12 protein-coding genes are annotated in these 11890 nt (G+C 54.0%); 5 read left to right on the top strand and 7 right to left on the bottom strand.

The features are described 5' to 3' along the window. Positions 1 to 10 precede the first annotated feature (10 nt). The gene (gene dksA / locus B1757_RS11140; protein ID WP_253253823.1) at positions 11 to 490 is read right to left on the bottom strand and encodes an RNA polymerase-binding protein DksA; all 480 of its coding nucleotides are present in this window, start codon (positions 488 to 490) and stop codon (positions 11 to 13) included. Positions 491 to 609: 119 nt separating this feature from the next. Between dksA and B1757_RS11145 the strand changes: the two genes are divergently transcribed. Then, a complete protein-coding gene (locus tag B1757_RS11145) occupies positions 610 to 1368 on the top strand; it encodes an HAD-IA family hydrolase (protein ID WP_101538372.1) in 759 nt (252 codons plus the stop codon). Between the two features lie 52 nt (positions 1369 to 1420). Here the strand turns inward: B1757_RS11145 and B1757_RS11150 are convergent, their stop codons facing one another. After that, a complete protein-coding gene (locus B1757_RS11150) occupies positions 1421 to 1660 on the bottom strand; it encodes an HP1242/YdcH family protein (RefSeq protein WP_101538373.1) in 240 nt (79 codons plus the stop codon). Positions 1661 to 2155: 495 nt separating this feature from the next. On the opposite strand from B1757_RS11150, the gene B1757_RS11155 reads away from it, so the two are divergent. Further along, the gene (locus B1757_RS11155) at positions 2156 to 2740 is read left to right on the top strand and encodes a PilZ domain-containing protein (protein ID WP_172437687.1); all 585 of its coding nucleotides are present in this window, start codon (positions 2156 to 2158) and stop codon (positions 2738 to 2740) included. 44 nt (positions 2741 to 2784) lie between these two features. On the opposite strand, the gene B1757_RS11160 is transcribed toward B1757_RS11155, so the two are convergent. Both B1757_RS11160 and B1757_RS11165 read right to left on the bottom strand, forming a co-directional pair. Further along, on the bottom strand, positions 2785 to 3966 hold the full coding sequence (locus B1757_RS11160; RefSeq protein WP_101538375.1) for a glycosyltransferase: 1182 nt from the start codon (positions 3964 to 3966) through the stop codon (positions 2785 to 2787). Positions 3967 to 3981: 15 nt separating this feature from the next. Next, on the bottom strand, positions 3982 to 5106 hold the full coding sequence (locus tag B1757_RS11165) for a glycosyltransferase family 4 protein (RefSeq protein WP_101538376.1): 1125 nt from the start codon (positions 5104 to 5106) through the stop codon (positions 3982 to 3984). A 265-nt stretch (positions 5107 to 5371) separates the two neighbouring features. Between B1757_RS11165 and B1757_RS11170 the strand changes: the two genes are divergently transcribed. Both B1757_RS11170 and parC read left to right on the top strand, forming a co-directional pair. Continuing rightward, positions 5372 to 7342 (top strand): DNA topoisomerase IV subunit B, encoded by a 1971-nt coding sequence (locus tag B1757_RS11170; protein ID WP_101538391.1) that lies wholly within the window; start codon positions 5372 to 5374, stop codon positions 7340 to 7342. Positions 7343 to 7424: 82 nt separating this feature from the next. After that, positions 7425 to 9800 carry a DNA topoisomerase IV subunit A gene (parC, locus tag B1757_RS11175; protein WP_101538377.1) on the top strand — a complete coding sequence of 792 codons (2376 nt, stop codon included), beginning with the start codon at positions 7425 to 7427 and terminating at the stop codon, positions 9798 to 9800. 63 nt (positions 9801 to 9863) lie between these two features. Here parC and B1757_RS11180 read toward each other — a convergent pair whose 3' ends face one another. The 3 genes from B1757_RS11180 to B1757_RS11190 form a co-directional block, all read right to left on the bottom strand. Further along, entirely contained in the window at positions 9864 to 10151 is a 288-nt protein-coding gene (locus B1757_RS11180) for a YrhK family protein (protein ID WP_172437688.1), read from the bottom strand. A 90-nt stretch (positions 10152 to 10241) separates the two neighbouring features. Next, entirely contained in the window at positions 10242 to 10820 is a 579-nt protein-coding gene (locus B1757_RS11185) for a lytic transglycosylase domain-containing protein (protein ID WP_101538378.1), read from the bottom strand. Positions 10821 to 10945: 125 nt separating this feature from the next. Next, positions 10946 to 11419 (bottom strand): GGDEF domain-containing protein, encoded by a 474-nt coding sequence (locus tag B1757_RS11190; protein ID WP_301179166.1) that lies wholly within the window; start codon positions 11417 to 11419, stop codon positions 10946 to 10948. Between the two features lie 29 nt (positions 11420 to 11448). On the opposite strand from B1757_RS11190, the gene B1757_RS11195 reads away from it, so the two are divergent. After that, a partial coding sequence (locus B1757_RS11195; protein WP_143484250.1) for an IS30 family transposase occupies positions 11449 to 11890 on the top strand: 442 nt, incomplete at its 3' end.

Consider the following 11890-nt stretch of genomic DNA (forward strand, 5'->3'; position numbering starts at 1 on the left):
GAGCTGTCGGCTAGTCTTGCGCCATTTGCTTTTCGCGCTTTTCTTCCAGGGTTTTGCAATCAATGCAGAGCGTGGCGGTTGGTCTCGCCTCGAGGCGGCGCAGACCAATTTCTACTCCGCAGCTCTCGCAATAACCGTACTCTCCTTCCTTGATGCGGCCCAATGCCTGGGTGATTTTGCGAATCAACTTGCGCTCCCGGTCCCGCGCCCGCAATTCGAGGCCCATATCGGTTTCCAGGCTGGCGCGGTCATTCGGGTCCGAATAATTCACATTTTCCATCTGCATATGCTGTACGGTGCGATCTACCTCTTCCATCAACTCGCCGCGCCAGTCTTCGAGAATTTTCTGGAAATGGGCAGTTTGCGCGGCGTTCATATAATCCTCGCCAGGCTTGGGTTCGTAAGGCACAAAGGCGGTGTACTGATGAGGGTTTTTGGGCTGCACCTTGCTGGCGCTGAGGTCAGCAGCTTGAGAGGCGTTATCTGCCATGTGATCTTCCTGTCCTTGTCATAAATCCGCTTAGGTTTAACAGAGATTGGGTATTTTGGCAATGTTGCTGCTTGTGTTTACAATGCGGATCTGTGCTCACTTGCCCCAGGAAAAAGCCCATGCCTTTGCGCGCCTTGATATTTGATGTGGACGGAACTCTGGCCGATACCGAAAGAGACGCCCATCGGGTGGCTTTTAATCAGGCTTTTGCTGCTGCAGGCCTGCCTTTTGACTGGGATGTGCCCACTTATGGACGTTATCTGAAAGTCACGGGTGGTAAGGAGCGCTTACGCAGTTTTCTGAATGATCATCCGGCCCTGCCACAGCTCAGTGATGGGGATATTGCCCGAATTCATCAGCAGAAAACGGCTTATTATGTGGAAATGATGCAGGCCGGTTTGTTACCGCTGCGGCCAGGGGTGGAGCGACTGCTCAATGCCGCCAACGATGCCGGATTGACCTTGGCCATCGCCACCACCACCACGCCTGCCAATGTGGACGCATTGCTGAAAAGTACACTGGGTCAAGATGGAAGCAATCGCTTTCAGGTTATCGGTGCGGGAGATATCGTGCCGCACAAAAAGCCCGCCCCGGATATATACACTTATGTCCTGAGACAACTGGATTTACCGGCTACCGATGGCCTTGCCCTGGAAGACTCTGAAAACGGTTTGCGTTCGGCAGTTTCTGCCGGACTGGCTACCGTGATCACCCAGACCGAATATACCCAGGATCAGGATTTTTCCTCGGCACTGAGAGTGCTGGATCAGTTGGGTGAACCGCATAGTCCGGCAAAAGTACTGCAGGGCAGGGAAGCCGGACAACAGATAGTGGTTGATGTGAGCGTTCTGAGCCAATGGCTGGCCGAGAGGGCTTAAAATCCGACAGAATACACGATATGGCCGTGATGCTGTCGGTTCTTTAGACGCATTAGCTGGCAGTCAGCATGCGATAAATTTCATCTTTGAGCAGCAGGCGTTTTTTCTTCATTTCTTCCAGGCTTTGTGATCCAGTGGCGGCATCATTGCGTTCGATGTGCTCGATCTCAGCCGTCAATGCATTGAATTCCGCATAAATTTTGGCAAAGTGGCCTTGTTCGGCCAGAAGTTGATCGATCCGGTCGCCCAGTTCGGCGAATTCTGTTTTTAAATCCTGATGTTCTGTGAGCATGAGTATCCTCCGATAGTGTGGGATGCAGCGGACAGCGCTTGATGCATCGATGTCTATTCCTATTGTAGCGGGGCCAGGGAAACTCTGCAAAGCGCAGTCTGAAGCAGTGCGGACGAATAATGTATCAAATATCTTAAATGCCTAAAAATATATTATCACTTGTTTTTTAAACAAATTATTTATTTTTCGCTAAATGTGTATCATTTTGTTTACATTCTCTGTGGATGTCTGGGCGCGCTTGCCCTGAGCGGGTTGGCATGGAAAGACTATTATATTGTGGTATAATTTTTGCTTAGAATATTGCCCAAGTGCGAAAATAAGAGATCCAGTATGTCAGCTTCCGCGATGGCTAAAAATAATTTGAGTCTGGTTCTCCCTCCCCGATCCGGAAGAAAATTCGCTCAGTATCTGGAAAGCATCGAAGCTATTTTTCAGGAGATTGTTCAGGAAAACCCGCAGCAGCTGCTCAATCGTCTGCTGTCCCAGGATGTCGTGGTGTTTTCACCTGCCGAGACAGATTCTGGAAAGCTATGTAGTTTGTATTCGGTCGGCCCTGAAATGATTCTTTTACGCTTTCATCATGTCTGGCCACGAAGTTACCAGGATGAAACTGGATCTTTACTGGTGACGATAGGGTCGGGTGGTCAACTATATGCTTTTTTTGCGAAAGTGCTGCAGGTATCTGAAAATATTTTAATGTTAACAGCGCCAGTGGTTATTTATCAACGTGCTGTCCGGCATTTTTCACGAATTCCCTTGTCCGAGCCATTGCAGGTTTTCTGTAAGGACGGTTTGCAGGTACAAGGGAAAATGGCTGATTTTAGTCCTACCGGAATTCGCTTTTTTATGCCCGCCATGCCTATTCAGACCAAGGAAAAAATGTTGCTTGAATTTGCCACTGGCGAGTGTGGCAGTTGTGAAACCATCGTTCAGGTGGTCCGCAGTGAACCCCTTGCTTCGGATACGCGTTGTCAGGTGGCGGTACAGATGTTATTGACGGGTTTGATGAAGAAAAAAATGGAGTATCTTTACTGGTGCTGTCAAAAAATGTCAGTCAATGCGGGCGTGATGGCGTCCTGAAAGAGGGTCTTCTGAAAACAGGTGATGAGTCAGTTTATGAAAGCCTAACTTGTTGCCCGCATGGATGTTTTTTGCGTGACGATAGCCTGATAAAAATCAGCCAGCCGGGTAACCATGCTGCTTTCTGACCAGTGATCGGCCAGCTTTCTGGCTTCAATGGACAATTGCTCCAGCTGCTTGCGGTCGGCAAGAATATCGGCGCATATCTGGGCAAATGCGCCGGGATCAGCAGGCGCAGAGCGGGTGCCTATCCCGCTCTGGAGAATATCGGCTGCGCCCATGGCGGGCACCGCAACCACGGGCAATCCTGCCGCCAGTGCTTCCAGCAAGACCATGCCCTGGGTTTCCGTTTCCGAGGCAAATACCAGAAGGTCTGCAGCGGCATAAGCCTGCGGCAGTTCGTGCAGATGATCCAGATACCCCAAAAAGCGGACATGTTCCGTGAGTTGGTTGTCCCGCATGATTTTTTCGAGGGCGGGACGGGCGGGACCATCTCCGGCCAATAAGAACAAAACCTCCGGTTGCTGCTGACGGAGCTGGCGGAGCATGGCAAGGAGCAGGCCAATGTTTTTTTCCGGGGCGATACGTCCGGCATATAACAGTACGGGGCGATTTTCGGCAATGGCGTGGCGCTGGCGGAATTGCGCCCGGCCTTCGGGTACATGTGTCTCATGATGTATGCGAATGCCGGTGGGGATAATCTGTATGGGGGTTTTCACTCCATAACTTCGCAGCACGGTAGCCATGGCCTGGGATGGCACAATCAAGCCATCCACAGCGGCGCATTGTTGACGGGAGGGGATACGCGCCATGGCCTGACGGAGTCGGCCGGGGATTTTTTTGTAGTAATGACCGAGATAGGCCTCAAAATAGGTGTGATAGGAACCGACCACCGGCAAGTTCAATCGACGGGCCAGATGCTTGCCCAGATAATGGGCCACAAAAGGCGTTTGAATGTGTAATACATCATATTGCCGAGCAGCCAGCATGGACTTGCTCTGCAGCAGATTGCGCGGGCGCATGAACCGCTCCTCCGGATACGGAGGGATTTTACGAGAGGGTATGCGCATGATTCCGGGGCCATCCCCGCTGTTGACATCATAATCAGGAACGAGCAAGTCGACCTGATGTCCGAGTTGCTCCAAACCCTGACGAAAACTGCGAATGGAGGTGGCCACGCCGCTGATACGCGGGAAATAGGTATCCGAAATCATAAGGATGCGCATGGATTTTCCAGAAAATCAGCAAGAGGGGACTTGTTGGCGATAAGCGGCTTCAAGTACGTCAAAACTGTGCTCCCAACTTTGCGATTCGGCGCGCAACCGCCCCGCAGTACCCATGCGTTGACGATCTGCGGAATTGGCGCAAAGGGCATGTAGTGGTCTGTCCCAGTCACTACCCCGTGGCAGCAGCAGACCGTGTACGCCATCCCGAACCTGTTCGCAAACGCCCGGACAGTCGTAGGCAATGATGGGCAAGGCGCTGGCCTGGGCTTCCAGAACCACATTCCCAAAGGTTTCGCTGCAGGAAGGAAAGCAGAACAGATCTGCGCTGGCATACCAGCGGGCGAGGTCCATGCCGCTTTTCATGCCGGCACAATAAATCCGTTCCTGGGTGAATTGGCTGATTTCGTCACGGAGAGGGCCGTCACCGACCAGGGCCAGCATGGCCCGGGGATAATCCTTGCTGAGCTGGCGAAAAGCTGCGAGCAGGGGGGGCAGGTTTTTTTCCCGGGCCAGACGACCCACATAGAGCAGCAGTAAATCCTGATCCTCTAGTCCCAACTCCTGACGAAGCTGCGCATCGCGCCATTGGGGATGAAAGCGCTGGGTATCGACCCCACGGCCCCATTGCTGGAGACGGAGAAAACCCTGCTGATCAAGTCGTTGCAGGGTTCCTTGGCTGGGGACCAGCGTCTGGCGGGTAGCGTTGTGAAAGTGCCGTAAGTAAGCACGCGCGAGATGGCGCAGAGCAGGAATCCCGTAGAGGGAGAAATATTGATCGAAATTGGTGTGGAAACTGGTCACGACGGGCAGGTTCAGCTTTTTGGCAGCCAACAGGGCTGCATAACCCAAGGGCCCCTCTGTGGCGATATGAACCACTTCGCTACCCCAGCTTTGCAGGCAATGGCTAATGGTGGCCGGACTAGCCCAGCCCAACTTGACCTGAGGATAAAAAAACAGAGGGAACGCCGCGACCAGTCCTTCCTCTAGCACTTCTTCCGGTTGCCGGGGACGCATGATATGAACCGTATGGCCGCGCGCTTGCAGGGCTGCCACTGCCTTACCCAGGGTAAGGGCTACGCCATTGACTTCAGGCGGGTAAGTCTCGGTGATCAGGGCGATGCTGAGTCTGCCTGTGCTCATGTTATACCGTGTTCATGGTTGCTTGCCGCGCATCGACGCGCGCTTGGAAATGTCTCGATGCTCATTCTTGGATCATAACGGAGAAATGTGACAATTTGATGAAGCTGAAAAAATGCACTTTAATCGCCATGCTGACGATATACGCTGGCAGCGTGGGCAGGAGTAAGGGCAGGGCTGCCCAAGGGTCGTATTCCCCTTTATGATGGGCCGGGCAGCAAAGCGGCTTCTGCGCCGGGCAATGAGCTACTTAAAGGATCTGACTGTTTTGAACTATAGCGCCGAACAATTTACGGTTCTCAAGGGCCTGGAGCCGGTACGCTTGCGGCCCGGGATGTACACACGAACCAGCTGTCCCACCCATATGGTGCAGGAGCTCATTGATAATTCCGCCGATGAAGCTTTGGCGGGTCATGCGACCCGCATTGAAGTGAGCGTGCTGGGCGATGGATCGGTGATTGTCGAGGACAATGGTCGGGGGATTCCAGTGGGAATTCCTCCCGGCGAGACCCGACCCGCCGCCGAGCTGGCCTTTACGACCCTGCATGCGGGTGGAAAGTTTGACAAGAGCGACAAGGCTTCGGCGTATCGCTTTTCTGGTGGTTTGCATGGTGTCGGTGTGGCCGTGACCAATGCGCTGTCCAGCCGGTTGCAGGTGGACATTCGTACCCGCGATCCTGAAGGGGGCGGGTATGGACGTTACCAGTTGGGTTTTGTCGAGAGCGCTCTTGCGCAAGGGCTGAGCAGGGTCGAAAACAGCCATGCCCGACAGCATGGTACCCGCGTCCAGGTCTGGCCGGACCCCCGCTATTTTGATTCGCCCCGGGTCAATATCCGTGAATTGATCCATCTCCTGCGTGCCAAAGCTATTCTCCTGCCAGGGCTGCAGGTGATTTTGCATGTGGCGGAGCAGGAATCCCAAACTTGGCAGTATGACGCGGGTCTGGCCGAATATCTGGAAGAGATGCTCAGTGAAGCGGAGCCCATAACGCCGGTTTTTGCCGGAGAAATGTATCAAAGTGACGACGGTAATGGTTTTGCCCAGGGAGAAGGCGCCAGTTGGGCGCTGTGCTGGGCCGGGCAGGGGAGTTTGCGTCCGGAAACCTACGTCAATCTGATTCCTACTCTGGACGGGGGAACTCACGAATCAGGTTTTCGGGCCGGGGTTTTTGAGGCTGTGCGCAGTTTTATGGAGCATCACGGTCTGGTACCGGCCAAGTTGAAGCTGGTGCAGGACGATGTGACCGGCAAAATGGCGCTGGTACTGTCCGCGAGAATCCTGGATCCCCAGTTTCAGGGGCAGACCAAGGACAAGCTTACCAGTCGGGACGCTTACAAGCTCATGGTCCAGACCATTCGCGATCCCCTGGAGTTATGGCTGAACAGTCATCCTGAAGCAGGCAAGGCCATTGTCGAGCAGGCCATACAGAGCGCCCAGCTGCGCAGTCGGGCAGCGCAGAAAATAGAGCGCAAGAAGGGGTCGGGTTTGGCGACCTTGCCCGGTAAGTTGACTGATTGCGAAAGTGAGGATATCCAGCGTAATGAGCTTTTTCTGGTGGAAGGGGATTCTGCCGGAGGCTCCGCCAAGGCGGCCCGGGACAAGGAGTATCAGGCACTTTTGCCGCTTCGGGGTAAGGTGCTCAATACCTGGGAGGTGGATGCGGACCTCATCTTCAAAAACCAGGAAGTCCACAACATGGCAGTGGCGCTGGGTATCGAGCCCCATACGGTTGCAGCACATCCCCAGCAAGTGCTGGCAGGATTGCGTTATGGCAAAATCATGATCTTATCGGATGCCGATGTGGATGGCAGCCATATTCAGGTGCTGATTTTGACCTTGTTTCTCCGCCATTTTCCTGCCTTGTTGAGTCAAGGACATGTATTCGTGGTGAAACCGCCCCTGTATCGGGTGGATGCCACCTGGCGCGGCAAGGCCCGAAAAATATATTGTGAGGCAGAAGCAGAGCGCGATGCTGCCATGGAGCGTCTGCGCGCCGAAGGGGTCAAGGAGTCGGCCATTGCGGTGCAGCGTTTCAAGGGCCTGGGTGAAATGAATCCGGATCAACTCTGGGAAACGGCCATGTGTCCTGATACCCGCTCTCTGGTACCTTTGACCATGCACCCTTCCGAGCTGGTCACGTTGCAAGAGCGCTTCACGCTGCTCATGGGCAAGCAGTCGGCTGGAGGGCGGCGGGAATGGATGGAAAGAGATGGCTGGACGGCGGATTTGGATATCTGAAATGCGAAGTCGGGAAAGGGAAAGGTTCGGTACGGTTTAGTCTGAGGGGGACCACGTTGTATGTGCAAAAATGGAATTGGTCATGAGTAATACCCTGGACCTCTTTGCAGGCATGGGAGCAGAAGATGCTGACTCACAACATCCTGCTTCTACACAGCAAGCCAGTTCAGCCTCTAGTGACGCAGATGTATCCCCACCACCGCCACCTTCTCCGGCTGGCAACGGAGAAAGCCCCAAAGATCCCAATCCGCCCCTCGCAGAATATGCCGCTAAAGCCTATCTCGCTTATGCCATGAGTGTGGTGACCGGACGCGCCATTCCGGCCCTGGCGGATGGCCAGAAGCCGGTGCAAAGACGCATTTTGTTTGCCATGCGCGATATGGGCTTGCAACGCTCGCCCAAACACGTCAAGTCCGCCCGGGTGGTGGGGGAAGTCATCGGCAAGTGGCATCCCCATGGCGATACTTCGGTTTATGATGCCATGGTCCGGATGGCCCAACATTTTACCTTGCGCTATCCGGTGGTGGATGGACAAGGGAATTTTGGTTCTCTGGATGGCGACTCGGCAGCCGCCATGCGCTACACCGAAGCCAATTTGACGCCCATATCCGAATTGCTGCTGGGAGAAATAGATGAGGGCACGGTAGATTTTCGCAGTAATTACGACGGCACCCTCGAAGAACCCGTAACCTTGCCAGCGCGACTGCCCTTTTTGTTGATGAACGGGGCTTCCGGTATTGCCGTCGGCATGGCCACAGAAATCCCCCCCCATAATTTACGCGAACTGGCAGCTGTTTGCGCGCAGTTGGCCGCTACTCCGGAGATGACCGACGCGGCCATTCTGGACGCCATTCCCGGTCCGGATTTTCCCGGAGGCGGGCAGATCATATCCGCACCCGAACAGATTCGTGAGGCTTACCAATCCGGTCGCGGCAGTATTCGGGTGCGTGCCCGTTGGGAAGTCGAAAAACTGGCGCGGGGCGAATGGCGCATCAGTATTCATGAACTGCCTCCCGGCGTTTCCACCGCCCAGATTCTCTCGGAAATCGAAAACCTCTCCAACCCTCAGCCCCGGGGCGAGGGCAAGAAGAAAACCCTGAGCGCCGAACAGCAATCCAGCAAAACCGCCATGCTCTCCCAGATAGAGACGGTGCGTGATGAGTCTGGCAAGGATCATGCTGTACGCATTGTGATTGAACCCCGCTCCCGGAATCAGAATCCCCAGCAACTGATGACCTATTTGCTGGCCCGTACTTCCCTGGAATCCAACCAGTCCGTCAATCTGACTGTGCTGGATCTGGAGGGCCGTGCGCCCTGTCTGTCGCTGACAGAGATTTTGCGGCAATGGGTCACCTATCGTCTGCGCACCGTGCGCCGCCGCAGCCAGTTCCGTCTGGACAAAACCCTGGCGCGCATTCACATCCTCGAAGGACGCTTGCGGGTGCTGCTGGACATTGATGCCGTGATCCGGGTGATTCGCGAATCCGATGATCCCAAGACGGATCTCATCCAGCATTTTGCCCTGACGGAAATCCAGGCCGAAGACATTCTTGAAATACGGCTGCGGCAACTGGCGCGGCTGGCCGGCATCGAACTGGAAAAGGAGTTGCGGGATAAACGGGACAATGCCGATTATCTGGCAGGTTTACTGGCCCATGAGGAACGCCTGAGAGCGTTGCTGGTAGAGGAAATCAGCGCAGATGCAGAAAAATTCGGCGACAACCGCCGCACCTTGTTGCAGGCTGATGCGGCCATTACCGGCAAGTCGGTACAAACCATTGTGGCGGCCGTCACCGACGAGCCGGTGACGGTGATTGTTTCGCGTAAAGGCTGGTTACGCAGTCGCGCCGGGCATGGAATCGCCACAGACAGTCTGACCTTCAAGGAGGGCGACCAGCTCCTGCAGGTTTTTGAGGTCCGCTCGGTGGATCAGTTGGTGCTGCTGGATCAAACCGGTCGCGCTTATTCCCTGCCGGTCAGTCAGATTCCGGGTGGCCGTGGCGATGGGGTGCCGGCTTCCAGTCAGGTGGACTTTCAGAACGGGGCGACAATGCAATCTGTGGCTTGCGGTCCCTCTGACAGTTTATGGTTGGTGGCGAGCAGTGGTGCTTATGCCTTTATCACTGCCCTGGAAAATATGACGGGACGCAATCGTGCGGGTAAGGCGTTTTTGTCTCTGGAGGCGGATGAGTATCCACTGCCCCTCCTGCCCGTTTCTGATCTTTCTGCAGAAATTCTCTGTGTGTCTTCCGATGGTCATGGCTTGCTATTTCCTGTGGCGGAAATCAAGCAGCTTCCCAAAGGGAAGGGGGTCAAATTGATGACGTTGGTCCCTCAGGCCCATTTGCAAAACCTGTTTATTCAACCTGAAGCACAGGCTTTGCCGCGTGCTATTCGCAAAAATCGTCTGGAGACTTGTCGGGGTAAACGGGCGGGCAAGGGGCGCTCTCTGCGTTAAAAGGGAACTCGACGGTGTGCGTTGCGTCTTTCCTGAAGTCGGGGCGCCAATGAAACGGGATTACTACATATCCCAGCTGCTGCCCGGCAGTCTTTTTAGATGAATATGATGGGCAAGGCGGATAATCGGGCGAATCAGCAGTTCGGCGCTGCCTATGACGAAAAGCCATACCCCTGCTGTTTCCATGGAGGGATAAAAGAAAAAGAAGCTGCCCACCAGGAACAGGATACCAATCATGAAATCATTGATGATGCTGATGGTTTCGTAACGATTACGGATCAATAACTCGTCATGACCAAGCTGCAAGGTGATGTTGGTGTTTTGCGGTGTTGTATTGCTTTGACTGGACAATATTTTTCTCCTTTGTAGGTGAACAAAGGCTTATATTATAACACATTCTGTTAATGGATCCGACCGGCCATTGAAAAAGCTGCTGGCGGATCAGGCCGCCAGCGCCATCACCTGTGTGGCATACACCTGTGCCGGTATGGGTATTGCTCCGTGGGCAACGGCGGTAGGACCGGCATTATAGGCTTCCAGAGCTTCGCGCAGATGACCATGAAAAATAGCCAGGAGATGCTTTAAATAACGCGCACCACCGACAATATTTTGTCGCGGTTTCCAGGGATTAACGTGCAGAAAGTGCCGCGCGGTACTGGGCATAAGCTGCATGGGCCCTACCGCCCCGGCATCACTGACCACATTGCTGGCACGACTTTCCACATGAATCACTGCTGCGAGTAGTTTGCGGGAAATCCCAGTTTTTCTGGAGGCGTACACCACATCCTGACTATACACTCCCGCCAGATTTTGCCACGCACCCATGGGTGGTACACTCGCATTCCCTGCCGCAGCAGGCTGTGGATGGGCGTTGTTACTATCGCTGCTCGGAGAGGGCTTGGCAGTCAGTAACGAAATTTTTGTGGGAAGCCCAGGAATACTGCGCTGCAAGGGTTGCGGCGCGATGATAAACAGAAAGCTGATTCCGGCCGTCACTGCGGCCACAAAAAATTTTTTCAAATCAAGATAACCACATCGCTCAAGGGATGTCTGTTTTACATGGTTTTTTGGAGCGGTGCAAGTTTTAACTAATTCTGATCTGTTGTACAAGCGATCTTACAAGCAGGGGAAGGGACTACATAAAGTCAGGTAGGAGCAGGGGCTGTGTTTGTGGCGAAGTTGCCCCCTCCATTCTGTTTAACCTGGTAAAGGGCCTGATCTGCCCTGGCCAAGGCCAGGGAAAATGGCTGATCTTCATGGTAAAGCTCGGTTAAGCCAATGCTGGCAGAAATCGATACGGCATCATCAGCCAGGGTGATTTTGACTTTTTTCATTTTCGCCTGCACGCGAGAGAGGATGTCCGTGACTTCCATCAAGTTGCAGTTTCTGAAAATGATGGCAAACTCATCTCCACCCAAACGACCAAAAATATCAGTTTCCCGGAGAGTTTCCCTAAAAATCGAAACAAAAACCTTGAGAACGCGGTCTCCATTCAGGTGCCCATAACGATCATTGATGGGCTTGAATTTATCCATGTCAATCACCGCGAGCAAACTGTTTTCAGGGTGTCTTCGCAGGTGTTTGATATGCAGGGAGCGCTCTAAAATGAAGTGCAACACCTCTGGTCGAAGGCAGACGGAGGTGAGAGATGGCCAGAAAATACAGGCAATTGATGCCCGATCAGCGAAACCAGATACAGCGTGGATTGAATCAGGGGCTGAGTATTCGTGGCATTGCCAGGCAGTTGGGCCGAAGCCCTAGCACGATCAGTCGGGAGATTCAGCGCGGTCGTGTGGAAGAGACCTATGACGCCGTATGCGGTCGGGAAGAAGCGCAGAGGCGCCGACGCAAGGGAGTCAGGAAGTTGACTGAAGGTTCGCCTTTAACCCTCGCGGTGACACACGCTATTCTGCAAAGGAAGTGGTCACCGGAGCAGATAGCGGGGAGGTTGCGGATGGACTATCCCGAAGACAAACAGTGGCACGTCTCTCATGAGACTATTTACCAGTTTATCTATGCCCACCCGGCGGGTGAACTGCGCAAGACATTGATTGCAGGGCTGCGCAGAGGGCACAGCAAACGCAAGCCCC

The organism is Acidithiobacillus marinus (assembly GCF_002847505.1).
Taxonomy (GTDB): Bacteria; Pseudomonadota; Gammaproteobacteria; order Acidithiobacillales; family Acidithiobacillaceae; genus Acidithiobacillus; species Acidithiobacillus marinus.

Excerpts from the sequence above, each read along its gene's own strand:
- dksA (WP_253253823.1), bottom strand. The coding sequence starts at position 490 with ATGGCAGATAACGCCTCTCAAGCTGCTGACCTCAGCGCCAGCAAGGTG.
- B1757_RS11145 (WP_101538372.1), top strand. The coding sequence starts at position 610 with ATGCCTTTGCGCGCCTTGATATTTGATGTGGACGGAACTCTGGCCGAT.
- B1757_RS11150 (WP_101538373.1), bottom strand. The coding sequence starts at position 1,660 with ATGCTCACAGAACATCAGGATTTAAAAACAGAATTCGCCGAACTGGGC.
- B1757_RS11160 (WP_101538375.1), bottom strand. The coding sequence starts at position 3,966 with ATGCGCATCCTTATGATTTCGGATACCTATTTCCCGCGTATCAGCGGC.
- B1757_RS11165 (WP_101538376.1), bottom strand. The coding sequence starts at position 5,106 with ATGAGCACAGGCAGACTCAGCATCGCCCTGATCACCGAGACTTACCCG.
- parC (WP_101538377.1), top strand. The coding sequence starts at position 7,425 with ATGAGTAATACCCTGGACCTCTTTGCAGGCATGGGAGCAGAAGATGCT.